This is a genomic window from Achromobacter sp. GQ309 (assembly GCF_059759315.1).
On sequence record NZ_JCAXDP010000009.1, the window covers coordinates 73177 to 97327 of the forward strand.

At 65.5% G+C, this 24151-nt stretch carries 26 protein-coding genes; 21 read left to right on the forward strand and 5 right to left on the reverse strand.

Annotated features, from left to right (window positions below; genetic code table 11):
- Positions 1 to 106: 106 nt before the first annotated feature.
- The 5 genes from ppc (at position 107) to AC6CIE_RS24925 (ending at position 7357) form a co-directional block, all read left to right on the forward strand.
- Positions 107 to 2956, forward strand: a complete 2850-nt coding sequence (ppc, locus tag AC6CIE_RS24905; protein ID WP_498094436.1) for a phosphoenolpyruvate carboxylase — start codon at positions 107 to 109, stop codon at positions 2954 to 2956.
- 22 nt (positions 2957 to 2978) lie between these two features.
- Positions 2979 to 3416 carry a VOC family protein gene (locus AC6CIE_RS24910; RefSeq protein WP_498094438.1) on the forward strand — a complete coding sequence of 146 codons (438 nt, stop codon included), beginning with the start codon at positions 2979 to 2981 and terminating at the stop codon, positions 3414 to 3416.
- A gap of 738 nt (positions 3417 to 4154) precedes the next feature.
- Positions 4155 to 5090, forward strand: a complete 936-nt coding sequence (locus AC6CIE_RS24915; protein WP_498094440.1) for a 3-hydroxyacyl-CoA dehydrogenase family protein — start codon at positions 4155 to 4157, stop codon at positions 5088 to 5090.
- 170 nt (positions 5091 to 5260) lie between these two features.
- Positions 5261 to 6601, forward strand: a complete 1341-nt coding sequence (locus tag AC6CIE_RS24920) for a short-chain fatty acid transporter (RefSeq protein WP_279976126.1) — start codon at positions 5261 to 5263, stop codon at positions 6599 to 6601.
- A 27-nt stretch (positions 6602 to 6628) separates the two neighbouring features.
- Positions 6629 to 7357, forward strand: a complete 729-nt coding sequence (locus AC6CIE_RS24925; protein ID WP_056559783.1) for an SDR family NAD(P)-dependent oxidoreductase — start codon at positions 6629 to 6631, stop codon at positions 7355 to 7357.
- A gap of 53 nt (positions 7358 to 7410) precedes the next feature.
- On the opposite strand, the gene AC6CIE_RS24930 is transcribed toward AC6CIE_RS24925, so the two are convergent.
- Positions 7411 to 8193 (reverse strand): IclR family transcriptional regulator, encoded by a 783-nt coding sequence (locus AC6CIE_RS24930; protein ID WP_056559785.1) that lies wholly within the window; start codon positions 8191 to 8193, stop codon positions 7411 to 7413.
- A 193-nt stretch (positions 8194 to 8386) separates the two neighbouring features.
- On the opposite strand from AC6CIE_RS24930, the gene AC6CIE_RS24935 reads away from it, so the two are divergent.
- From AC6CIE_RS24935 to AC6CIE_RS24960, 6 genes are all read left to right on the forward strand, one after another.
- Positions 8387 to 9076, forward strand: coding sequence for a 3-oxoacid CoA-transferase subunit A (locus AC6CIE_RS24935; RefSeq protein WP_056559787.1), 690 nt, complete (start codon positions 8387 to 8389; stop codon positions 9074 to 9076).
- Positions 9073 to 9717, forward strand: coding sequence for a 3-oxoacid CoA-transferase subunit B (locus tag AC6CIE_RS24940; RefSeq protein WP_175184882.1), 645 nt, complete (start codon positions 9073 to 9075; stop codon positions 9715 to 9717). Before AC6CIE_RS24935 ends, AC6CIE_RS24940 begins: the two co-directional genes overlap by 4 nt.
- A gap of 72 nt (positions 9718 to 9789) precedes the next feature.
- Complete coding sequence (gene catC / locus AC6CIE_RS24945) at positions 9790 to 10065, forward strand: muconolactone Delta-isomerase (RefSeq protein WP_056559790.1); 276 nt, start codon at positions 9790 to 9792, stop codon at positions 10063 to 10065.
- 12 nt (positions 10066 to 10077) lie between these two features.
- Complete coding sequence (locus tag AC6CIE_RS24950) at positions 10078 to 10374, forward strand: YciI family protein (RefSeq protein WP_498094442.1); 297 nt, start codon at positions 10078 to 10080, stop codon at positions 10372 to 10374.
- 54 nt (positions 10375 to 10428) lie between these two features.
- Positions 10429 to 11208 carry a 3-oxoadipate enol-lactonase gene (gene pcaD, locus AC6CIE_RS24955; protein WP_175122166.1) on the forward strand — a complete coding sequence of 260 codons (780 nt, stop codon included), beginning with the start codon at positions 10429 to 10431 and terminating at the stop codon, positions 11206 to 11208.
- A 5-nt stretch (positions 11209 to 11213) separates the two neighbouring features.
- Entirely contained in the window at positions 11214 to 12254 is a 1041-nt protein-coding gene (locus tag AC6CIE_RS24960; RefSeq protein ID WP_498094444.1) for a cyclase family protein, read from the forward strand.
- Between the two features lie 146 nt (positions 12255 to 12400).
- On the opposite strand, the gene AC6CIE_RS24965 is transcribed toward AC6CIE_RS24960, so the two are convergent.
- Positions 12401 to 12727 carry a PsiF family protein gene (locus tag AC6CIE_RS24965; RefSeq protein ID WP_175139528.1) on the reverse strand — a complete coding sequence of 109 codons (327 nt, stop codon included), beginning with the start codon at positions 12725 to 12727 and terminating at the stop codon, positions 12401 to 12403.
- 245 nt (positions 12728 to 12972) lie between these two features.
- On the opposite strand from AC6CIE_RS24965, the gene AC6CIE_RS24970 reads away from it, so the two are divergent.
- The 3 genes from AC6CIE_RS24970 to AC6CIE_RS24980 all read left to right on the forward strand — a co-directional run bounded on the left by AC6CIE_RS24970 (position 12973) and on the right by AC6CIE_RS24980 (position 14984).
- Entirely contained in the window at positions 12973 to 13314 is a 342-nt protein-coding gene (locus AC6CIE_RS24970; protein WP_175122163.1) for an FxLYD domain-containing protein, read from the forward strand.
- A 185-nt stretch (positions 13315 to 13499) separates the two neighbouring features.
- A complete protein-coding gene (locus tag AC6CIE_RS24975; protein ID WP_105241734.1) occupies positions 13500 to 14150 on the forward strand; it encodes a carbonic anhydrase in 651 nt (216 codons plus the stop codon).
- Between the two features lie 234 nt (positions 14151 to 14384).
- Positions 14385 to 14984: a glutathione S-transferase gene (locus tag AC6CIE_RS24980; RefSeq protein ID WP_498094446.1), complete on the forward strand. Its 600-nt coding sequence runs from the start codon at positions 14385 to 14387 to the stop codon at positions 14982 to 14984.
- A gap of 27 nt (positions 14985 to 15011) precedes the next feature.
- Here the strand turns inward: AC6CIE_RS24980 and AC6CIE_RS24985 are convergent, their stop codons facing one another.
- Entirely contained in the window at positions 15012 to 15920 is a 909-nt protein-coding gene (locus AC6CIE_RS24985) for an AraC family transcriptional regulator (RefSeq protein WP_498094522.1), read from the reverse strand.
- 151 nt (positions 15921 to 16071) lie between these two features.
- On the opposite strand from AC6CIE_RS24985, the gene AC6CIE_RS24990 reads away from it, so the two are divergent.
- Both AC6CIE_RS24990 and AC6CIE_RS24995 read left to right on the forward strand, forming a co-directional pair.
- Complete coding sequence (locus AC6CIE_RS24990; protein WP_498094448.1) at positions 16072 to 16905, forward strand: oxidoreductase; 834 nt, start codon at positions 16072 to 16074, stop codon at positions 16903 to 16905.
- Between the two features lie 87 nt (positions 16906 to 16992).
- The gene (locus AC6CIE_RS24995) at positions 16993 to 17580 is read left to right on the forward strand and encodes a hypothetical protein (RefSeq protein ID WP_498094450.1); all 588 of its coding nucleotides are present in this window, start codon (positions 16993 to 16995) and stop codon (positions 17578 to 17580) included.
- Positions 17581 to 17591: 11 nt separating this feature from the next.
- On the opposite strand, the gene AC6CIE_RS25000 is transcribed toward AC6CIE_RS24995, so the two are convergent.
- Positions 17592 to 18557, reverse strand: coding sequence for a LysR family transcriptional regulator (locus AC6CIE_RS25000; protein WP_498094452.1), 966 nt, complete (start codon positions 18555 to 18557; stop codon positions 17592 to 17594).
- Positions 18558 to 18650: 93 nt separating this feature from the next.
- On the opposite strand from AC6CIE_RS25000, the gene AC6CIE_RS25005 reads away from it, so the two are divergent.
- From AC6CIE_RS25005 to AC6CIE_RS25015, 3 genes are all read left to right on the forward strand, one after another.
- Positions 18651 to 19454, forward strand: coding sequence for an NADPH-dependent F420 reductase (locus tag AC6CIE_RS25005; protein ID WP_498094454.1), 804 nt, complete (start codon positions 18651 to 18653; stop codon positions 19452 to 19454).
- A gap of 64 nt (positions 19455 to 19518) precedes the next feature.
- Positions 19519 to 20217, forward strand: coding sequence for an NADPH-dependent F420 reductase (locus AC6CIE_RS25010; RefSeq protein WP_498094456.1), 699 nt, complete (start codon positions 19519 to 19521; stop codon positions 20215 to 20217).
- 14 nt (positions 20218 to 20231) lie between these two features.
- On the forward strand, positions 20232 to 20999 hold the full coding sequence (locus AC6CIE_RS25015) for an SDR family NAD(P)-dependent oxidoreductase (RefSeq protein ID WP_175122156.1): 768 nt from the start codon (positions 20232 to 20234) through the stop codon (positions 20997 to 20999).
- A 67-nt stretch (positions 21000 to 21066) separates the two neighbouring features.
- Here the strand turns inward: AC6CIE_RS25015 and AC6CIE_RS25020 are convergent, their stop codons facing one another.
- Positions 21067 to 22401: a DUF3100 domain-containing protein gene (locus tag AC6CIE_RS25020; RefSeq protein ID WP_175122155.1), complete on the reverse strand. Its 1335-nt coding sequence runs from the start codon at positions 22399 to 22401 to the stop codon at positions 21067 to 21069.
- Between the two features lie 380 nt (positions 22402 to 22781).
- Here AC6CIE_RS25020 and AC6CIE_RS25025 point away from each other — a divergent pair, with 380 nt between their 5' ends.
- Together AC6CIE_RS25025 and AC6CIE_RS25030 are read left to right on the forward strand one after the other, a co-directional pair.
- Complete coding sequence (locus AC6CIE_RS25025; protein WP_175122154.1) at positions 22782 to 23717, forward strand: LysR family transcriptional regulator; 936 nt, start codon at positions 22782 to 22784, stop codon at positions 23715 to 23717.
- Positions 23718 to 23790: 73 nt separating this feature from the next.
- Positions 23791 to 23982 carry a DUF2970 domain-containing protein gene (locus tag AC6CIE_RS25030; RefSeq protein ID WP_481146395.1) on the forward strand — a complete coding sequence of 64 codons (192 nt, stop codon included), beginning with the start codon at positions 23791 to 23793 and terminating at the stop codon, positions 23980 to 23982.
- Positions 23983 to 24151: the final 169 nt, after the last annotated feature.

Consider the following 24151-nt stretch of genomic DNA (forward strand, 5'->3'; position numbering starts at 1 on the left):
CCGTAAGGAACGCTGCGTAAAATCGACCGATCATTTTCAAGGTTTGCCCGCAACGCCCGCTTCGATTTAATCCCCTTCCAACCGCCGTCAGACGGATCCCCGCACGATGAATGCCAAGCGCACGCAGTCCGATTCCGCAGAACCCTTGCGTCACGATATCCGGCTGTTGGGCCGGTTGTTAGGAGAGGTCATAGAAGAATGCGAAGGCAAGCGCGTCTTCGACACCATCGAGACCCTGCGCCGCACCGCCGTCAAATTCCGCCGCGAAGGCGACGACGCCGACAGCAAACTGCTCGAACAACGCGTCAAGCGCCTGCAAGGTAGCGACCCCAACTCCGTCGCCCGCGCCTTCAGCTACTTTCTGCATCTGGCCAACATCGCCGAAGACCGCGACCAGAACCGCCGCCAGCGCGCCCGCGCGCTCACCGACGGCACGCCCGCCCGCGGCAGCCTGCGCGAAGCCATTCAGATCCTTGGCGGACAAGGCGTCAGCGTTGCGCGCATCCGCCGCCTGCTGGCCGAGGCCTGCGTCATGCCCGTCCTCACTGCGCACCCCACCGAAGTCCAGCGCAAAAGCACCCTCGACGTCCACCGCGAAATCTCCACCGCCCTCGCCCAACGCGAAGCCCAGTTGACCCCCGACGAGCTCGCCGAACTCGACACCGCCCTGCTCGGCCGCGTCGCCACCCTGTGGCAGACCCGCATGTTGCGCTACACGCGCCTGACCGTCGCCGACGAAATCGAGAACGCGCTCTCCTACTATCGCAGCACCTTCCTGCAGGTCATCCCGCGCCTCTACGGCGACCTCTCCAAGCTGCTCAACCGCGAATCCGCCAAGCCCTTCGCCGCCCCGCCGCCGCCGCTCGAACCCTTCCTGCGCATGGGCAGCTGGATCGGCGGCGACCGCGACGGCAATCCGAACGTCGACGCCACCACGCTCGAGCGCGCCCTGCTGCGCCAGGCCACCGTCCTCTTCGAGCACTACCTCCAGGAAGTCCACGCCCTCGGCGCCGAACTCTCCATTACCACCCTGCTCATCGCCGCCGACCCCGAACTGCTCGCGCTCGCCGAGCGTAGCGGCGACGACTCCCCGCACCGCCGCGACGAACCCTACCGGCGCGCCCTCGTCGGCATCTACGCCCGCCTGGCCGCCACCGCGCTGCGGCTCACCGGCCAGAACCTCGCCCGCCGCAGCACCGTCGCCGCCCCCGCCTACGACGCGCCCCAAGAGCTTGCCGCCGACCTCGCCGTCATCGCCGCGTCACTCGGCGCCCATCACGGCGCCCCGCTGGCCAAGCTGCGCCTGTCCGGCCTGCAGCAGGCCATCGAAGTCTTCGGTTATCACCTCGCCACCGTCGACCTGCGCCAAAGCTCCGACGTCCACGAAGCCGCGCTCGCCGAACTCTTCTCGCGCGCCGGCGTCACCCACAACGGCAAACCCCTCGACTACCTCGCGCTGTCCGAAGAAGAACGCGTCGACCTCCTGCGCACTGAACTCGCGCAGGCACGCCCCCTGGCCTCCCCCTGGATCGCCTACTCCGAAGACACCACCCGTGAACTCGCCGTCCTGCGCGCCGCCGCCGCCGGCCGCGCCCGCTACGGCAAACAGGCCGTGCGCCAGACCATCGTCTCGCACACCGAAACGCTCAGCGACCTGCTCGAAGTCATGGTCCTGCAGAAAGAGGCCGGCCTCATCGCCCCCGCCGGGCAAGACATCCCCCCCGAAGACGGCCTCATGGTCGTCCCCCTCTTCGAAACCATCCCCGACTTGCAGCGCGGCGCCGACATCATGGCCGCCTGGCTCGACCTGCCCGAAATCCGCCAGCGCGTAAAGCTCGCGCAAAACGGCGCCCAGGAAGTCATGCTCGGTTACTCCGACAGCAACAAGGACGGCGGCTTCCTCACGTCCAACTGGTCGCTCTACCAGGCCGAACGCGCACTCGTCGACGTCTTCTCCGCCCGCAACGTCCGCCTGCGCCTCTTTCACGGCCGCGGCGGCTCCGTCGGACGCGGCGGCGGTTCCAGCTTCGACGCCATCCTCGCCCAGCCCCCCGGCACCGTCGCCGGCCAGATCCGCCTGACCGAACAGGGCGAAGTCATCCAGAGCAAGTACAAGGACGCCGAAGTCGGCCGCTGGCACCTTGAACTCCTCATCGCCGCCACCCTCGAATCCAGCCTGGCCCCCCGCGCCGAAGCCACCAGCGCCGAAGACGCCCACATGGCCCACCACGGCCCCGCCATGTCCTTCATGTCCGACACCGCGCAAAGCACTTACCGCGGCCTCGTCTACGACACCCCCGGCTTCGCCGACTACTTCTTCGCCGCCACCCCCATCAGCGAAATCGCCGGCCTGAACATCGGCTCACGCCCCGCCTCCCGCAAGAAAGGCCAGCGCATCGAAGACCTGCGCGCCATCCCGTGGGGCTTCTCCTGGGCCCAATGCCGCCTCATGCTCACCGGTTGGTACGGCATGGGCTCCGCCATCGAGGCCTATCTCGAAACCGGCGCCCCCGACGCCCCCCGCTCGCGCCGCGGCCGCCTTGCACAACTGCGCGAAATGGCCCGCGACTGGCCCGCCTTCCGCACCCTGCTCTCCAACATGGAAATGGTCCTGGCCAAATCCGACCTCGCCATCGCCGCCCGCTACGCCCAACTCGTCCCCCAACGCGCCCTGCGCGAACGCATCTTCGGCGCCATCAGCGCCGAACACGGCCGCACGCTCGCCATGCTCAAACTGCTGACGCAACGCGAACTGCTCGCCGACAACCCCACGCTGCAGATCGCCCTGCGCGAACGCTTCGCTTATATCGACCCGCTGAATTACCTGCAGGTTGACCTCATCCGGCGACATCGCGCGGTGCAGAAGAATCCCAACGCAGAGGTCGACAAGCGCGTGCAACGCGCGATCCACCTGACGATCAACGGGATCGCGGCGGGGCTGCGGAATTCGGGATAGGCGGCAAGCCCAGGAGCAAAAAATGTTCTCGCACATCTTCGTCGGCATCACCGACTTCGACCGCGCCCTGAGCTTTTACGACGCCCTGTTCGAGATTCTGGGCGTCGAATCTCGCTTCTGCGAACGAGACCGGCCATGGGCGGGTTGGCAAGGCGCCGGCCAGCAACGCCCCTACTTCGCCATCAGCAGGCCGCACAACGGCCAGCCCCATGAACCGGGCAACGGTCAGATGGTCGCCTTCATGGCCAACACCAGAGAGGCGGTACGCCAGGCCCATGCACGCGCGCTGAAGAACGGCGGCACCTGCGAGGGCCCGCCAGGCCTGCGACCCGAGTATCACGCGCATTACTACGGTGCTTACTTCCGCGACCCCGACGGCAACAAACTATGCGTGGTCTGCCATCGCGCGGACGACGACGAAATCCTGCCGCAGGCTGAGCCCGCCCCCCACCACCCATAGAAAGACTCAGGCGGCGCTTCGCAGCCACTTCGCTGATTCACTTGCCCCGCAATCGCGAAGCGTCATCACACCAACGCAAGACACCGCGTAAGCCCCGCCAGGCCGCCCGCGCGGCCGTCGCGGGGCGGGCATCGCAAGATGCTTCAAACCCGCGTCGGCCGAGATAAGAATCTCAAGAACCCGCTCGACCCAGCGACCGCGAAGTTCAATCCACCGAGCCCGGCGCGTCGTCGGCCTGGGGTGCGCGGGGCGTGTAGATGCGCCCGAGGGAATCGGAAGGCAGTCGCCGGAGGCGACAACGACGATGACGACGGGGCAGTCCGGAGCGAAGGCTCCGGACCGCAATCGTAGCCCCGCGCACCCCAGGCCGACGACGTGCCGGGCGTCAAAAGAACCCCGCCCACCGCAAGCCCGCAGCCGACCTGACAAGATCAGCGCCCTTCACCGCATCACAAGCATCAGCCCACCAACCTACTTCGGCCCGTATACCGCGGCCAGCTCCCGACCGCACCCACCGTCCACCCACCGAACACCGCGAATCCCCCATTTGTCCACCCCCAGCAACTTTTAGTACTATCCCCCACAGAAATTCTATACACGCACAAATGTTCGTATATAGAACACAAAGATTTTTCTGGCCAAGCCGCGCACAGAAAGGCACCCCGGACGAGACAGCATCACCCCTGGTCCCCGCGTGCCCGCCTGCAAGCAGCAGCCGCAAGCACCAAGCGAGCCATCATGGACACTCCCCTCAAGAATCTCGCCGTCATCGGCGCAGGCGCCATGGGCAGCGGCATTGCCGCGCTGTTCGCCTCGAAGGGACTCGACGTCGTGTTGATTGACCCCGTCGAAGGCGCCCTCGAGCGCGCGTTGAAGACCATCGAACGCCAGCTAAACGTCTACGCCCCCGGCCAAGTCCAGCAAGCCATCCAGCGCATCCGCCTCGAACCAGGCCTCGAAGCCGCCGCCACCAGCGACCTCGTCATCGAAGCCGTCCCCGAAAACCTCGATCTCAAGCGCGGCATCTTCGCCACGCTCGACACCCTGTGCCCCGCGCACACCCTCTTCGCCACCAACACCTCCGGGTTGTCGATTAACGCCATCGCCAGCGCCGTCCAGCGCCGCGACCGCTTTGTCGGCACCCACTTCTTCACCCCCGCCGACGTCATCCCCCTAGTTGAAGTCGTCCGTAACGACGACACCTCCGAGGACACCGTCGCCAAAGTCATGGCCACCCTGCGCTTCGGCGGCAAGCGCCCCGTTCTCGTGCGTCAAGACATCCCCGGCTTCATCGCCAACCGCATCCAGCACGCCCTCGCCCGCGAAGCCATCTCCCTGCTGGAAAAAGGCGTCGCCAGCGCAGAGGATATTGACGAAGTCGTCAAATGGAGCCTGGGCATCCGCCTCGCCCTGTCCGGCCCCCTCGAACAGCGCGACATGAACGGCATTGACGTTCACTACGCCATCGCCAGCTACCTGTACAAAGATCTCGAAAACCGCACCGAACCCTCCGACCTGCTCAAAAGCAAAGTCGACAGCGGCCACATCGGCGCCAAAAGCGGCCAAGGCTTCTACACCTGGAGCCCCGAACGCCGCGAACGCGTCCTGCGCGAGAAAAGCGCCGCCCTCGGCGAACTGGCCACCTGGTTGAACGGCAAAGCCAGCGGCTCCTGAGTCCGTTCTCAAGCATCCACAAAAAGCGCGGCGGCCATGACCGACCGCGCCATCGGGCCACGAGCCCACCCACACAAAGAAAAGCAATCGTCCGGCACGCCCGCATCGTCACCCGATGACCCGCGCCGCCGGACATCAGAGAACCGCCTTACGGAGTTGTTGGAGGCACCATGAATAAATTGGCTTCATTCTTTACCGAGCTGATGCGCAAGTATCTGCCCGATCCCTTTGTCTTTGCGATCGCGCTCACCTTGCTCACCGTGCTGCTGGCCATGGGCATCGAAGGCCAGGGCATCGGCGACATCACCCGCGCCTGGGGCAAAGGCTTCTGGAGCCTCTTGGCCTTCACCACCCAGATGGCCGTCATCCTGGCAATGGGCTACGTGCTGGCCACCGCACCGCTCACCGACCGCCTGCTCAACCGCATCGTCAGCCACGTCCACAAGCCGCACACCGCCATCATCGTCGCCACCCTCGTCGGCGGCGTCGGCAGCTACCTGAACTGGGGCTTTGGTCTTGTCATCGGCGGCATCGTCGCCAAAAAACTGGCATTGAAGGTCAAGGGTGTTCACTACCCCCTGATCATCGCCGCCGCCTACAGCGGCTTCACCATGTACGGTCTGGGCCTGTCCGCCAGCATCCCCGTTCTCGTCGCCACGCCCGGCCACCCCACCGCCGCGCAGATGGGCACCATCCCCCTGTCGGAAACCATCTTCTCCGTGCCCATGCTGCTCACCAGCCTGGTCATCATCATCACCCTGCCGCTGCTCAACGCCTGGCTGCACCCCAAGAAGGGTGAGGCCATCGTCGAAGTCGACCCCAACATCGACCGCGACGCCAACGCGTCCAACGCCGCCGAAGACATGCTCGAGAAGGGCACCATCGCCTCGAAGCTCAACAACAGCCGCCTGCTCAGCCTGCTGATCGGCGCGCTCGGCGTGGCCTACGTCGTCTTTCACTTCATGGACGGCGGCTCGCTCGACCTGAACCTCATCAACTTCATCATCCTGTTCCTGGGCATCATCCTGCTCGGCACGCCCGCCGCCTACGTCGCCAAGCTGACCGAAGGCATCAAGACCATCTCCGGGATCATCCTGCAGTACCCGTTCTACGCCGGCATCATGGCCATCATGGCCGCCTCGGGTCTGGTCACCACGATCTCCGCGGTCTTTGTCGACGTCGCCACGCCTGAAACCCTGCCGTTCTGGGGTTTGATCAGCTCGTTCGTCATCAACTTCTTCGCGCCGTCCGCCGGCGGTCACTGGGTCATCCAGGGTCCGTTCATGATCGACGCCGCCAAGGAAATCGGCAGCGCGCTCAACCAGACCACCATGGCCGTCATGCTGGGCAACGCCTGGAACGATCTGGTGCAGCCCTTCTGGATCCTGCCGGCGCTGGCCCTGTCCAAGCTCAAGCTGCGCGACGTGATGGGCTATACCGTCATCATGATGCTGTGGGTCGGCGTGATCCACATCACCGCCGTCCTCGCCTGGGGCTACCTGACCCATTGAGTTCTTGAACACTGAACGGAAACCGATATGACCAAACCCACCGCATATCTCGTCACCGGCGGCAGCGCCGGGATCGGCGCCGCCATCATCCGCATGCTGCTCGATGCCGGCCATAAGGTCGTCAACATCGACTACAAGCTGCCCGAGAATCCGCCGGCGGGTCTGGTCTCGTATCAGGCCGATCTGACCGATGAAGCGCGCACGCAGGAAGTCGCGCGCGAAGTCACCAGCGCGTTCAACATCGTCGGTCTCGTCAACAACGCCGGCGCCACACGGCCCGGCACCGCCGACACCGCCACGCTGGCCGACCTGGACTACGTCGTCAATCTGCATCTGCGCACCGCGCTCATCCTGGTGCAGGCCGCGCTGCCCGCCATGCGCGAAGCCGGCTTTGGTCGCATCGTCAACATGTCGTCGCGCGCCGCGCTGGGCAAGCCGGATCGCGTGGTCTATTCGGCCACCAAGGCCGGGCTTGTGGGCCTGACGCGCACGCTGGCCATGGAACTGGGCGGCGACGGCATCACCGTCAACGCCATCGGCCCGGGCCCCATCGCCACCGACCTCTTCACCAAGAGCAATCCGGCCGGCGCCCCGCAAACCGAGCGCATCATCAACAGCATCGTCGTCAAGCGCCTGGGCACGCCCGAAGACGTCGCGCGCGCCGCGATGTTCTTCCTGTCGCCCGACAACGGGTTTGTCACCGGCCAGATGCTGTATGTCTGCGGCGGCACGACGCTCGGCGTCGCGCCCATCTGATCGCGGCCGCCATGTCCGTCCGGACCAATCCCTCTGCCGCCCGCAGGCTTGGCCTAGCGGCGCAGCAGCGCGTGGTTGATCTGGTCGGCGGCGCGGCGCAGCGGCGGCAAAAACGCTTCCAGCATCGCCTCGCGCGAAAACCGGTTGGCGTGACCGCTGACGTTCATCGCGGCGATCACGCGGCCGCTGCGGTCGATGATGGGCACCGCCACGGATTGCAGGCCGGGTTCCAGCTCCTGCGCCACGCAGGCATAGCCGTCGGCACGCACGCCGGCCAGCACGCGCTTCAGTTCGGCGATGTCGGTGACGGTTTCCGCCGTGTAGGTCTGGATCTGGCTCATCGCCAGCACCCGGTCCAGCTCGGCTTCCGGCAGGCCCGCCAGCAGCACGCGGCCCATCGACGTTACCCATGCCGGCAAGCGGCTGCCCACGGCCAGATTGATCGTCATCACCTTATGCGTCGACAGGCGCAGGATGTACACGATGTCGGCGCCTTCCAGCACCGACACGGAGCAGGACTCGCGCGTCAGCTCGGCCACTTCTTCCATGTAGGGCAGCGCCAGGTTCCACAGCGGCGTGCCCGACAGATACGCGTAGCCCAGTTCCAGGATGCGCGGGGTCAGCGAGAACTTGCGGTCGTCGGCCGTAACGTAGCCCAGGTGTTCCAGCGTCAGCAGGATGCGGCGCGCGCCGGCGCGGGTCAGCCCCGTCACCGCGGCCACCTCGGACAGCGTCATCTGCGAACGGTCGGGGCCGAAGGCCCGGATCACCGACAAGCCGCGCGCGAAGGACTGCACGTAACTGTCGCTGGGTTGCTGGGGATCTTGCTCGGCCATCCGTCTGGTTCCACGAGTAAAAGGCCCGCCGCGGCGAGCCTGCGTTGCCCCTTGCGGGCGACTCCGAACGATGGAGAGTGCGGCGTGCGGGCTTGCCTTGACGCCTTCGCATTCCCCATGAAACGATGTTCTTCAGAAGAACGAAAGTTCGAAAGAAGAACAAATTATGACACGCCACCTATGAGCGAACATCATGATCTCTAAGACTGTTGCAAGCGCTGCCGCCGCCCTGGCGGACGTCCCCGATGGCGCCACCGTCATGATCGGCGGCTTCGGCACCGCCGGCCAGCCCATGGAACTGATCGACGCCCTGCTTGAACAGGGCGCCAAGGACCTGGTCATCATCAACAACAACGCCGGCAACGGCACCACGGGCCTCGCCGCCCTCTTGGGCGCCAACCGCGTGCGCAAGATCATCTGCTCGTTCCCGCGCCAGGCGGACTCGCAGATCTTTGACGGCCTGTACCGCAGCGGCAAGCTGGAACTGGAACTGGTGCCCCAAGGCAATCTGGCCGAGCGCATCCGCGCCGCCGGCGCCGGCATCGGCGCGTTCTTCACGCCCACCGGTTACGGCACCCCGCTGGCCGACGGCAAGGAAACCCGCGAGATCAACGGCCGCCAGTACGTGCTGGAGTATCCGCTGCACGCCGACTACGCGCTGATCAAGGCCGAGCGCGGCGACCGCTGGGGCAACTTGGTCTACCGCAAGACCGCCCGCAACTTCGGCCCTATCATGGCCAGCGCCGCGCGCGTGGCCGTGGCGCAGGTCCGCGAGATCGTCGAACTGGGCGAGCTCGACCCCGAAACCGTCGTCACCCCCGGCATCTTCGTCAAGCGCGTCGTGCAGATCGCAGGCCAGCAGGCCGCCAAGGAGCAGCAATGAGCACCAAACTGACCCGCGACCAGATCGCCGCCCGCGTCGCGCAGGACATTCCGGAAGGCGCCTACGTCAACCTGGGCATCGGCCTGCCCACGCTCGTCGCCAACCATTTGCCGGCCGGCCGCGAAGTCATCCTGCATACCGAAAACGGCATGCTGGGCATGGGCCCCGCGCCCGCCAAGGGCGAGGAAGACTACGACCTCATCAACGCCGGCAAGCAGCCCGTCACCGAACTGCCCGGCTGCTCGTTCTTCCATCACGCCGATTCGTTCGCGATGATGCGCGGCGGCCACCTGGACATCTGCGTGCTGGGCGCCTTCCAGGTCTCGCAGCATGGCGACCTGGCCAACTGGCACACCGGCGCGCCCGACGCCATCCCCGCCGTCGGCGGCGCGATGGACCTGGCCATCGGCGCCAAGGACGTCTTCGTGATGATGGAACTGCAGACCCGCGAAGGCCAGAGCAAGCTGGTCGAGGCCTGCACATACCCGCTGACCGGCGTGCGCTGCGTGTCGCGCGTGTACACGGATGTGGCCGTGTTCGACATCAACAAGGATGGAGTGACGGTCACCGATATCTTTGGCGACATGACCGCCGATGAGCTGCTGCGCCTGACCGGCCTGCCGCTGAAGTTTGCGAACTGAATTCCCTTAGTTTCCGCCTTAATTGCCGCTACACCGCCCCGCGCGCCGGGGCGGCATCATGGAGAGTCCATCATGTTGTTCATGGTTCAAATGCAGGTCAACCTGCCCGTCGACATGCCCGCCGAACGCGCGGACAAACTGAAGGCTGACGAAAAGGCCCTGGCGCAGCAGCTGCAGCGCGACGGCAAGTGGAAGAGCCTGTGGCGCGTCGTCGGCCGCTACGCCAACGTCAGCATCTTCGACGTCGAAAACAACGACGAGCTCCACACGCTGCTGTCGTCGCTGCCGCTTTTCCCGTACATGGATATCGAAGTCACCGCGCTCGCGCGCCATCCCTCGGCGATCTGACAGGAGCCTCGCATGCCCTACATCATCGAAACCTTCGACAAGCCCAACCACCAGGAAATGCGCCAGCAGCACCGCGCCAAGCACCTGGAATACCTGGACGCCAACAAGCAGCTGCTGCTGGCGTGCGGCGCCAAGCTGCAGGATGACGGCAAGGATGCGGGCGGCGGGCTGTATATCGTCGACGTCGACACGCGCGAAGCCGCGCAGCGGTTCATCGACGCCGATCCGTTTGCGCAGGCCGACCTGTTCGACCGCGTAACCATCACCCGCTGGCGCAAAGCCTACGTCGACGGCGTCTGCCACCTGTAATACCCGCGCGGCCGCCTGCTTGCGCGGCCGCAGCCTTCCCCAAAGGAATTCCACATGGCTTACGCCGATCTCAGCCAGGCACGGCTGTTCTACGTCATCGATGGCCCCGCCGACGCGCCGGTGCTCGTGCTCTCCAATTCGCTGGGCACCAACGCCGACATGTGGGCCCGCCAGATCCCTGAACTGACCCGCCACTTCCGCGTGCTGCGCTACGACACCCGCGGCCACGGCAAGTCGTCGGTCCCCGAAGGCGAATACAGCTTCGAGCAGCTGGGCAACGACGTCGCCGAACTGCTGGCCCACCTGGACATCAAGCGCGCGCATTTCTGCGGCCTGTCGATGGGCGGCCCGACCGGCCTGTGGCTGGCGCTGGCGCGACCCGAACTCGTCGGCAAGCTGGTTCTGTGCAACACCGCCGCGCGCATCGGCTCGGCCGAAGGCTGGAGCACCCGCATCGCCGCCGTGGCCGAGCAGACGCTCGAAAAGATGGCGCCCACGCTGGTCGAACGCTGGCTGACCGACGGCTATCGCGCCGCCGAGCCGGGCCTGACGCAGGTGCTGATCGACATGCTGCGCCGCACGCCGGACGCCGGCTACTCGGGCAACTGCGCCGCGCTGCGCGACGCCGACTTCCGCGAGCAGGTGTCGTCCATCACCGCCCCCACGCTGGTCATCAGCAGCACGCACGACCTGGCCGCCACGCCCGCGCAAGGCCAGGAACTCGCGGCTGCCATTCCCGGCGCGCGCTACGTGGAATTGAACACCTCCCACATCTCGAACTGGGAGCAACCGGAAGCCTTCACCCGCGCGGTCGTCGACTTCCTGACGGAGTAAGCCGCATGCAACGCTGGAAGCATCGGCCCGAAGGCTCCAACTGGGGCGACTTCGGGCCCGACGACCAACTCGGCCGCCTGAATCTCATCACCGAAGAACAGGTCCTGAAGGGCGCACGCGAGATCCGCGCCGGCAAGACCTTCTGCCTGTCCCTGCCGCTGGACCTGCCCGGCGGCAACGTGCTCAACCCGCGGCGCCACCCGCCGCAATTGAGCCCCACGAAGCTCAAGGACACGCCGTACCTGAACTTCCCGTTGAAAAACGTCAACCCCGACGCGCTCGACGTGCTGAGCGACGACCAGGTGTTGCTGTCCATGCAGTACTCGACGCAATGGGACGCGCTGGCGCACGTGGGCGCATTGTTCGATGCCGATGGCGACGGCACACCCGAGCTGCGCTACTACAACGGCTTTCAGGCCGGCGTGGACGTTGTGGGACCCAATGATGGCGATCACACCGGCTGCGGTTGCAACAGCGGCGGCCCGTCCGCCGCGCTGAAGCTGGGCGTTGAGAACCTGGCGCAGAAAGGCATGCAGGGCCGCGGCGTGCTGGTCGACCTGTTCCGCCATTACGGCCCGGGCCGCACGCTGATCGGCCACGCCGAATTGATGCACGTGCTGGCAACGGATGGCATCACGATTGAGCGCGGCGACATGCTGGTGCTGCGCACCGGCTACGCCGAAGCCGTGGTCGCGATGGACGGCATGCCGGACCCCGAGGTGCTGCACACCTACGGCGCCGCGCTGGACGGCACCGACGACGCGCTGCTGCAATGGATCACCGATAGCGGCATCGCCGCCATCTGCGCCGATAACTACGCGGTCGAGGCCTACCCCGCCCGCGAAAAGTCCGGCGCGCGCCCGATGCTGCCGCTGCATCATCACTGCCTGTTCAAGCTGGGGCTGCCGCTGGCGGAGCTTTGGTATTTGAAGGACCTGGCTGAGTTCCTGTTTGCCAATGGCCGCCACCACTTCATGCTGACTGCGCCGCCGCTGCGCCTGCCGCATGCGATTGGATCGCCGGTCACGCCGATTGCGACGGCGTGACGCGCGGAGCGCCGGTGTCTGGCACCCATACAAGACGGCCCTGAAGCTGCACCTGAGCATCTTGGGTGTCTGACACCCAACAGCATCGGTCAGCGGTCCAAAAAAAAAACGCCAGACATCGTCTGGCGTTTTTTCTTGCCGGTTGTTCACCCCTTCAAACACGTGCTCATGAACGTCTTGCGCGCGTCGCCGGCCAGTTTCTGTTCCGCGGCCTTCGCGTTGCAGTCCTTCATCTTTTGCTGCTGCGGCGTCAGTTGCTTGGCCGGCTCCTCGCCCTTCAGGCAACTGCTCATGAACGTCTTGCGGTCGTCGCCCTTCTTGCCCTCGGCGGCCTTGTTGCAGTCCGACATGCGCTGCTGCTGCGGCGTGGGCGTCTTGGCGGTTGAGGGAGCGGCGGGGGTCTGCGCCTGCGCGCCGGCAAAACATGCGGACAACAGGATGGCCGAAGCCAGCTGGCTGGTACGGGAAAGCATGAGTTCCTCCCTTGAGCGCCCCTCGCGCAATGGCACGCGCGACGCGGGCGGCACGGTCCGCCGGCCAAGGCGCCGGCTTGGCAATCATCGAACAAAGCCCCAGCATTGGCAACATCCGCCGCAACCTGTTACCCATTCATCCTTCTGGCCCGTTGTCTCTCGTGGCAGAAAGGAGTGAGATACGCCTGATCCCCGCCGCGATGCCGTACTACCGTCGCCGCCGCGGGCCGTATCAGGAGACAACCATGAAAAAACTCGTCCTTGCCGCGCTCGTCGTGCTGGCCGGCCTGTCCGGCGCCGCTGCCGCGCAAAGCCTTGCCTACGGCATCACCCTGGGCAACGTCCAGGCCGTGCGCGACAGCACCCGCAACGTCTCCACCATTACCGGCTTTCTTGCCAACCAGTCGGAGCGCAACGTCAACAGCGTCCTGCTGACTTACGTCCTGTACGACGCGCAGAACCGCGAGATCGGCAGGGTCAGCGAAGATGTAGTCGGCCCGTTCGCGCCCGGCCAGATCAAGGTGGTCAAGGCGATCACGCCGCTGGAATTCGCCCGGGTGAATGCGCTGGACGTCGCCGCACGCTAGGTCAGACCGCCGCCCGGCCAGCCGCCAAAAACCCTTTTCTGATCAGGGTTTAGACAGGTGGATATCAGGCCAGTTATGGGAAAATCGCGTCTGCCGACTCGATAACAGGGGCTTCCAAACGAAGCCCCTTATTGCGTATGCCGGCGCGCCAGCAAGCCTGGCCTCGATACTAGGAAGTGAAGATCATGTTTCCCAAAAGACTCTCCGAAGGCTATCAATCTTTCCTGGACGGCCGCTTCCAGACTGAAAGCAGCCGCTATCAAAAGCTGGCCGAAATCGGCCAAAGCCCGGAAATCCTGATCATCGGATGCTGCGACTCGCGCGTGTCGCCCGAAGCGATCTTCGACGCCGGCCCCGGCGAGATGTTCGTCGTGCGCAACGTGGCCAACCTTGTGCCGCCCTGTGACCCGGACTCGGAATCGTCGTACCACGGCACCAGCGCCGCCATCGAATTCGCGGTCAACGGCCTGAACGTCAAGCACATCGTCGTGCTGGGCCACGCGTCCTGCGGCGGTATCCGCTTCTTCTTCGACGACGCCACGCCGCTGAGCAAGAGCGATTTCATCGGCAAGTGGATGTCGCAGATCGAACCCGTGGCCAAGGGCATGTCGCCGGATACCGGCGACCGCCAGGCCAACCTGAAGCGTCTGGAACTGGCCACCGTTGCGCACAGCCTGAACAACCTGATGACGTTCCCGTCCATCCGCCGCCGCGTCGAAAAGGGCGAACTGGAACTGCACGGCGCGTACTTCGGCGTGGCCACCGGCGTCCTGTTCCTGCGCGATCCCGACACCGGGGAGTTCAAGCCCTGCCTGGAAACGGGTATTACGGAATAAGCAGCGGATAAGCCGCTGATACGCGGCGCGCGCCGGACCGCAACGGTTCCGGCGCTGTCTGCATGCAAAGTGCGCGTCGCCCGACGCGCGCCATCGCCTTCATGCCAGCGTTCGCGCCGCCTTGCGCAGCGCATCCATTCCCCCTTCATGTGTTCCCCGCCGGTCATCCGCAAGCAGGCTGGACAGCGTTCGCCCCCTGCGCAACACTGACGCCTCTCACCGACAGGGAACCCCATGAAAATCTTCTTCTCGCCTGCTTCGCCGTTTGTCCGCAAGTGCATGGTCATCGCCCATGAACTCGGCCTGGTCGACCGCATTGAAAAGCTGCCAAGCGCCGCCGGTCCCGTCGCCCGCGACCAGACCATCATCCCGAGCAACCCGCTGGGCCAGGTGCCCACGTTCATCACCGATGACGGCCTGGCGCTGTTCGACAGCCGCGTTGTCTGCGAGTATCTGAACGATCTGGGCGGCGGCACGTTCTTCCCCGCCGGCAAGGCCCGCTGGCCGGTGCTGGCCGAGCAGGCGATGGCCGACGGCATGCTGGGTGCGGCGCTGCTGGCGCGCTATGAGACCGTGCTGCGCCCGGAGGCGTTGCGCTGGGATGGCTGGGTTGAAGGACAGCTTGGCAAGGTGCGCGACGGTCTCGCGCTCATCGAGAAGAACGCCGCAAGCCTCGAAGGCCGGTTGGACATCGGCACCGTCACCATCGGCTGCGCATTGGGCTACCTGGACTTCCGCTTCCCGGATCTGGACTGGCGCGCGTCGCACCCCGCCACGGCCAAGTGGTTCGAAGGCTTCAGCCAGCGTCCGTCGATGCAGGCCACCAAGCCTTGAACGAACCGTCGGCGGGCAGCCGCCGATTCAGTGTGACGACACGTAGGTGGCGTCCGCGAATGCCGGCAAAGCGAAGCCATCGCGCATGCGTCGCGCCTCCGCCGCCGGCGTCAGGCCAAACAGGCGCTTGAACTCGCGGCTGAACTGGGACGGGCTTGTGTAGCCCACCGCCTGGCTCGCCGACTCGGCCGTAAGGTCCTGCCGCACCATCAAGAGACGCGCCTGGTGCAGGCGCGTCGATTTCACGTACTGCATGGGAGAGACCTGCGTCACCGCCTTGAAATGGCTGTGAAAGCTGGGGACGCTCATGCCCGCCTCGTCGGCCAGCCGCGTCACGTCCAGCGGCCGGGCGTATTCCGCGTGAATGAAGCGCAGGGATCTGCCGATCCGGCCAAACTGCCCGCGCAGGGACAACGCTTCCCGCATCGAACCGCCCTGCGGGCCGGTCAGCACGCGGAAATACAGCTCACGCAACAGCCCTGGTCCCAGCACGGCGGCTTCAAGCGGGCGGGACATGGCCTCGATGAATCGCAGCACCGACGTGCGCATCGCGTCATCCATCGGCGTCGACAACATGCTTTGCGGCGGCTGGGCAGCCGCCGCAGAGCCGGCGGCGTCGATCTCAGACGCCAGCTCCGCGGCCAGCGCGAAATCCAGGTGCAGGTACAGCGCCAGCAGCGGGCGCTCGGGCGTTGCGTCGGTCTCCATGCTGAAGGGCACCGGGACGGACACGGCCAGGTAATGCTGCTCGTCGTAAAGGTACAGCCGATCGCCGAAGTAGCCGCGCTTGCGGCCCTGACAGACGATCACGATGCCCGGGTCATACAGCACTGGCGTGCGCGGCAGCGCCCGGTTGGCGCGCAGCACGCGCACGCTGGGCAACGCGGTCAGGTTGTAGCCCTCATCAGGCGCCAGGCCGCGCAGCAGCGCGGCCATGCGGCTTTCGGCAGGATCCGCGCCTACCGCGTCGTCGGGGGCCGTGGCGTTGGTGTTCATAGCTTTGTGCAAGATAAGCAGCGGAATACGGCTTATCCGCGCAGTTTGGCAAGACTACCATGCATTCTCCAATGACTTCGGAGCCCCCTCCATGACCTCCCCCAAAACCCTGCTCATCACAGGCGTCAGCAGCGGCTTCGGCCGCGCCCTGGCCGAGGAAGCCCTGGCCGCAGGCCACCGCGTCGTCGGCACGGTGCGCGGCGAGCCGGCCCGCCTCGCGTTTGAAAGCCTGTCTCCCGGCGCTGCGATCGGTCGCGTGTTGGACGTCACCGACTTCGACGCCATTGACGGCGTGGTGGCCGATATCGAGGCCCGCGTCGGCGCCATCGACGTGCTGGTCAACAACGCGGGCTACGGCCATGAAGGCGTGATGGAAGAGTCGCCCCTGCCGGAAATGCGCCGCCAGTTCGACGTGAACGTGTTTGGCGCGGTCGCGATGATGAAGGCAGTCCTGCCCTTCATGCGCCAGCGCCGGCGCGGCCACATCCTGAACATCACTTCCATGGGCGGCCACATCACCATGCCGGGCATCGCGTACTACTGCGGCAGCAAGTTCGCGCTGGAGGGGATTTCCGAAGCGCTGGGCAAGGAAGTACAGCCGCTGGGCATCGCCGTGACGGCGGTGGCGCCGGGGTCGTTCCGCACCGACTGGGCGGGCCGATCCATGACGCGCACGCCCCGCACCATTGCGGACTACGACGCCCTCTTCGACCCTATCCGCAAGGCCCGCGAAGAGAAAAACGGCCGTCAGCTGGGGGATCCGCGCAAGGCGGCGCGCGCCATGCTGGCGGCCATCGACGCCGATCATCCTCCCGCGCACCTGCTGCTCGGCAGCGATGCGCTCGGGTTGGTGCGGGGCAAGCTGGCCGCCTTGCAGGAGGAATTGACGGCGTGGGAGACGGTTACGAAATCCACAGATGGGTAAAGCCTTTCGCAGAGGCCTTTGCTACAGTGAACTTGCATCTCCCCGGACAGACCAACCCAAAGGTCAATCACGACAAGGAGCCCCCGCATGGCCATTTCTGCGATCTCCGCCATCCCCCACGTCGCCGCGCCTTATCCGGCGCGCGTTTCGATGCTGGATGAGAACCGCCCTGCCTGGGAAGCCGAACGCGCCGCGCAGAACTTCGCCGCCCGGCAGGCCCAGCGCACCGCGCAAGCCCAGGCCGCCCGCGACGCCCAGCGCGCGGAACGCGCTCGGGCCGACAGATTGGCAAGGGCGGAACAAGACGCCCCGCCTGTCAGACACAAAGCCGACCCTGCCGTCGCGCCTCTTGCCCTCACCGCGCCCGCCATCAATATCGATGAATTGCGCGATCTGTACGCGGACGCCCGGATGCGGCGCGCGGTCGAGGACTTTGCCGCGCGGCCGGGCCCGGTGGCGCAACGCGCCGACATCGCTAACGACTGGGGCACCATCGAAGGCCTGGCGCCGCTGCAACCCTATCGCGTCGCCATGGGCAATCCGCAGGTGGAATTGCAGGCGGCGGCTGTCATGAAGGCGGCGAGCGCCGGCATCCCAGCAGTGGCCAACATCGGGCCCACTGAAAATGTGACCGACAACGCGCGCTACCGGCCGGGCCAATCACGCTGGATGTAAGCGGACGGCGTTCAGGCGTCTCCGCCCTTGAACGCCTCCACGCTCAGATCCACGAAAGTGCGCACCTTGGGATCCATATAGCGGCTGGATGCGAACACGGCATGAACGGGTGCCGGAATTTCAGCCCAGCCCGCAAGCACACAGGCGAGGCTGCCGTCCGCCACGAACGTCGCTGCCATGAAACGTGGCAGCTGCGCGATTCCCAGCCCCGCGACGGCAAGATTCTTTGCCGCGATGATGCTGTTGACGGCACAACGGGGCGTCGCTGTGACCCTTTCCGCTATCGCCTCTTTGACCAGCGTCCAACTCGAGCGGCCACGGATTGTCTTCATGATCAACGCGTGGTGTTTCAAATCTCCGACTGCGGATAGCGTCGGTGCGCGCTTGAGGTAGTTCGGCGCTGCATACAGCCCGTATGACACTTCGCCAAGCCGACGCGCAGAAAGCCCTGAATCCTCCAGCGCGCCGACACGGATTGCGACGTCGAATCCTTCATGGATGATGTCCACCAGCCGGTTCGTGTATTCCGCTTCCACGGTCACCTTGGGCGCCGCGCGCAGAAACGCCGCAATCCAGTCATCCACCATCATCGTCCCGAACTCGGCGCCCGCCGTGATCTTGAGCAATCCCTTGGGCTCGCGGGACTGCTGCGCCACCGCGGCCTCAGCCGCCTCAGCAGCGGTCAGGATGCAGACGGCGCGTTCGAAATAGTCCCGCCCCACCTCGGTCACATTGAGGCGGCGTGTCGAACGGGTAAGGAGTTGGACGCCCAGCTTTTCTTCCATACGCCTGACGATGCGGCTGACGCGCGCCTTATCGGTGCCAAGCCGCTCGGCCGCGGACGTGAACGAGCCATCGGTCACCACCGCCGCGAAAACTCTCATTTCGGGCAAATCGATTGATGTATTCATGGACAACAGTATTTGCCTTTCAGCACCATTTATCAATCCGGGAGCCGAATCTACAGTGAGCTTCATGCAACACGCTGCACATCGGCCGCGACGCGGCGGGCGTGCCCTGCATGACATCTGCCGGCGAATTCCGCCGCGCTCCATCAACGGATATCTACGATGAAACAAACAATCGGAATCATTGGCGCCGGCCTTGTCGGCAAGGCTGTCGCGCGTCTGGCCGTCGCGGCGGGTCACAACGTCGTGATCAGCAATTCACGCGGTCCCGAAACGCTCTCTGCGCTGACCAAAGCCTTGGGACCCCTTGCCCGTGCCGGCTCGGTCGACGACGCGATCGCAGCGGGAGACATCGTCTCGCTCGCTATTCCGTTGGCGACATTCGAAAGCCTGCCGGCCGACCGGTTCGCCGGAAAGGTCGTGCTCGACCAGACCAACTACTACCCCGGCATGGGCGGATTTCGCCGCCCCGATCTTGATGCAGGCGAACTGACATCAAGCGCACTCATCCAGCGGCACCTGCCAGGCGCGGCGGTGGTCAAGGGGCTTCACAACCTGAGCTGGATTCACATGGAAAGCAACGCCCGCCCCAAGGGCAATGCTGATCGGACAACGCTGCCCATTGCCGGTGACGACGCCGACGCGGTGCAGACCGTGACGCGCTTCATCGAGGCAGTGGGCTACGACGTCGTCAACGCCGGCTCGCTTGCCGACAGCTGGCGCGTGGAACCCGGTACGCCGATCTACTTCTGGCGGTATGCGCCGGTCGTTCCCGCGGGCGTGTCGGATGACGAGGCCAAGAGGATCTACCAGCAGCGGGGCGAGCCGGTTCTCCCGCAAGAGGCACGCAAGCTCATCAATGAGGCGGTGCGTCCGTCCCCGATCGGTGGAACGCTGGTGGGCATGCCGAAAGTGCACGTGGATCTTTTCCTCGAGCAGGCCAGCGCCGACACCGTCAAGCAATAACTCCCTGGCGCCCGGCGCCCGTTCGCGGCGCCGCCAGCCGCATTCATCGTTAGCGGAAAGTGCAATGAAGATAGGAATTCTGAACACCGGCAACATCGGTAGCCGGCTCGCGCGAGCCTGGGCCTCCGCCAATCATCAACTGGTGCTTGCCAAGGACGGTGAGGATCGCAAGATCTCTCCCTTGCTTGCCGAGCTGGCCGACGACGCAAGGCTTGGCACCATCAAACAGGCAGCAGACTTCGGTGAAGCGGTGCTGTTCTCGGTCTATTGGCCTCGGGTGGACGCCGTGATCGACGCGGTGGGCAATGCGCTCGACGGCAAGATCGTGATCGAAACCATGAACCCGCTTGGCGTCACCGGCGATTTCGAACACTTCCATGATCATGCCTTCATGCGAGACAGCTCGACCGCCGAATATCTGCAAAAAAGACTTCCTGCGGCGCGGGTGGTAAAGGCGTTCAGCCTGATGGCCGCGCCCGTGCTGGAAGCCGCCGCCTGGGCGTCATCGCCGTCCAGGCCCAACGTTTTCTATGCCACGGACGACCCCGAAGCCGGTCAGGTCGTGCGAAAGCTGGTCGACGACGCGGGCTTTGCGCCCGTCAACGCAGGCCCGCTGAAGGCAGCTCGCCAGCTGGAGCAGTTGGGTGTGCTGCTGCACCACATCGCGCGGCACGAATACGGCGGCGATGCGGATCTGATTCGAATGGGGCTGTCGGTTGTTTTGGCAGATCCTGGGCCCATCGTGCGCGAACGCATCGTTTGACCAAGGAGATTTCCATGTCACAGATGCTAGTTGGAAAAACCGCCCTGGTGACCGGAGGGTCCCGCGGCATCGGCCGTTCGATCGCTGAACGCCTGGCCCAGGAAGGTGCGATGGTCGCGCTGACCTACAACGTCAGCAAGGCTGGCGCGGACGACGTGGTTGGCGCCATTCAAGCAGCCGGAGGCCGCGCTTTCGCACTGCACGCCGATCTGACCGATGCAAACACCATTCCCGCCCTGTTCGAGAATCTTGACGGCAGGCTCGCTGACCTGATGGGCAGCAACGCACTCGACATTCTCGTGAACAATGCGGGAAATTCCGGTTGGGGCGGATTGGCGGAGGCCACCCCGGAGAGTTGGGACACGCTCTTCGCCGTCCACGCCCGCGCACCTTTTTTCATGGTTCAAGCCGCACTGAGCCGTCTGTCCCGCAATGGTCGGATCATCAATATCTCTTCCGGCGCCGGCGTGCGGGCAATGTCCGCCGTGCCCATCTACTCGATGGCCAAGGCCAGCATCAACAACCTGACCCACGCGCTTGCCCAGGAGTTGGGCACGCGCGGCATCACGGTGAATGCCGTGGCGCCAGGCTGGATTCGCACCGACATGAACGCCGCCGTCCGCGAAAATGCCGCCATGGTTAAAGCGATAGAAGCCGACACAGCGCTTGGCCGATTCGGCGAAACCTCGGAGATCGCCGCGACGGTGGCCTTTCTCGCCTCGGACGAAGGCCGTTGGGTGACCGCCCAGGTCATCGAGGCAAGCGGCGGCTACAAACTCTGACGCCAGCAAGGCCCAGAAAATGACAAAGCCGCCTGCAACAGGCGGCTTTTTCGCGAAGCGTGATGGATCAGTGGAAGAATTCCGCGATCATCGTGGCGCCCATGAACGTGCCGGCGTTCGCCGCCAGCGACACCACCACGATCTTCCAGCCCAGCTTGCGGAACGCAGGCAGGTCCTTCAGGATCGACAGGCCAGCCATCGCCAGGATCACCGTCGTGAACGGCAAGAAATTGACCTTGCCGACCATTGCAATGATCTGATCCGAATACGGCAGCACGCCCGGGCAGCCGGCGGTCATGGCGATCACCGACAGCACGAACACGGCCGGCAGCTTGGGCACGACGCGCAGGATCAGGTCGGTGATGACGACCAGCAGCACGATGATGGCCATGCCCGGCAGTGCGTCCGCGAACGGCACGTTGTAGCCCAGACGGTTGCCCACCAGCGCGAACAGCCCGCAGATGACGTAGGCGGTCAGGCGGTCGCCGAAGCCCATCTTCGAGCCGTGCGCGGGCACGTCTTCCGACACGCTGTCGTCGACCACGGCCTCGTTCTTGCCACGCGAGAAGCGGCCCAGCACGGGCTCGAGCTTGCCGTACAGGAAGATCGTCGTGGGCAGCGAGATGAACAGGGTGAAGTACACGCCGACCACCGTCGTCAGCAGGTTGGCGGCCGCGGCCAGCGCAGCGACCTGATGCGCCATTTCGGGCGTCTGCTGCGAAGCGATCGCGCCCACGCCTGCGGCCATCATGCTGCCCGAGCCCACGCCGGCGCCCATGGCGAGCGAGCGCGGATCGAAGATGTTCAGGCTGGTGATGAAGCCGGCCATCAGCGCCACGAACAGCGCGCCGATCACGGTGCCGGTGATGTATTCGGCCATGACGCCGCGGCCTTCCGGCGAGTTCATGCCGTAGCGCTCGCCGATGATCGCCAGGCTGGGCTCGCGGCCCACCGAGAATGTCGCGCCAATCGCTTCACGCTTGATGCCGAGCAGCAGCGCCAGGGGCAGGCCGATGGCCATGGTGCCGAAGAAGTGGCCGAACTCCTGGAACACCAGCGCCCAGCCGGCCTCGCGCACCTGCGGCAACGCGCCGCCCACCATCAGACCCAGCTTGGCCAGGAACGGCAGCAGCGCATATTGCAGGTAGCCGCTGATGCGGGTCTGCATCGCCTTGTCGATGCCGGCGCCTGCCGGCAGCCGCTGGCCGAACGCCGCAACCACCGCGCCGATGAAAATGGCCCACAGCATGGGCTGCAGGATGATCTTGCCCGGACCGACCGAGAAGGTGACGCTGCCGATCGCTTCGGAAATGACCACCACCAGCAGGATGGCGGCGAGCATGCGCACGCGCCCCGATAGCGGCATGGAAGGCGAAGCCAGGCTTGCGCTGGCATGAGACATTGGTTTTCCCCTGATGACGTGAATAGTGATCGTGGCAGTGGGCCGGACGAACCCGGAAACCGGCGCCCGGACGTCCAGGTGGAGCCGGCGGGGCAAGCGAATTCGGAAGGTTCGGGCGACGGCGCTTGAAGAGCGGCTCGGTCGATTCAAACGGCCAATACAGCGCGAACGGCGCGCGCAGCGGGCGGCCGATTCGGACTGCGCAATTTTCGCCCACCCCTCTGGCGGGCAACCATGACACGGGCCGCCGAGAAACGTTGCGTAAAATGCAACGAATTCGCCTTTCCTCGGAAAGTTTTGCACGGGACAAATCGAAATAAGGGTAAACCCTTAATTCCTTTCGTGGAAAATCAGCCGCATTCCGCCCGGAGCCAGCCGCCATGGACGAACAACTCGACGCGCGCCGCACCCACTACTTCATGCAGGTCATGAGCCGGGGATCCGTGCGCGGCGCGGCCGAGGCCCTGGAAATGGACCCGTCCGCCGTCAGCCGCGCGATCGCCGCCCTGGAGCGCGACTGCGGCATGGCGCTGTTCGAACGCCGGGGACGTGGCCTCGTGCCCACCGATGCCGGCCACATCCTGGCGCGCTATGTAAAACGGCAGCAGGACATCCAGGAGAGCTTCTTCTCTGAAATCGACAGCCTGCGCAAAGCCGAACGCGGCCACATCGACCTGGTGCTGGGCGAAGGCTTTGTGGAGCTGATGTTCGACCGCGTGCTGCCGGGCTACTGGCGCAGCCATCCCGAAGTCACGCTGGACATCGACGTGGCCCGCACGTCCGAAATCGTCCAGCGCATCGTCGACGACCGCGCTTACATCGGGCTGGTGTTCCAGCCGCCCAACGATGCCCGGCTGCGCACGCATTACTCGCGGCCCGAGCCGATACGGGCCATCGTGCGTCAGGACCACCCGCTGACGCGCCTGCGCCGGCCCCTCTTGCTGACCGATCTGGCCGACTACCCCGGCGCGTCCATGCAGGAAGGGTTTGGCGTGCGCCAGCACATCCAGGCCGCCGAGATCAGCGAGCAGGTCCGGCTGCACAACGTGCTGACCACCTCGTCGTTCAAGGCGCTATGGCAGTTCGCGGCGGCCGGCATCGGCTACGCGCTCACGCCCCCCATCGCCGTCACCGCCGACATGCAGGCCCAGCGCCTCGCGAGCCTGCCGCTGGCCAATCCCATCCTGAACCAGGGCAGCCTGCACGTCCTGAGCCGCGCCGGCCGCCACATCTCGCCGGCCGCGCGCGAACTGCTGGAACACATCGTGCGCGGCATCGGCGCACACGCCGCCGCGCCATCTGATACGGTCGGCTGACGCGGATCTGCATCTGTCTGCCGGACACGCCAGCGTCTACAGTGGGCCGTCAAGAATCCGCCCGGAGGCGCATATGCTCGGTTTCCTGCGCACGGTCCGCTCCGTGCTGTGGGCCTTCTTCGGCGTACGCCGCGGCCGCGGCTACGATGCCGACATCGCCCACAACAAGCCCGGCCCCCTCATCGTCACCGGCCTGCTGCTCGCGGCCTGCCTGGTGATCATTCTGGTGTTCGTGGCCCGCTGGGCGGTGAATGCGGCGTTGTAGCTGCGTCGAAGGCGAGCCCCGGCCCGGTCAGTTGCGACTATCTATATGCATCGCTAGCGCCGCTGGACGTCATCGGTGCAGATGACCTCCCGCAAAGGCTGAAAATCCATCCTCTGCAAAAATGCCCGTCGCGCATGACCCATGCCCCGCCGGCAGCCGCCCCTTGCAG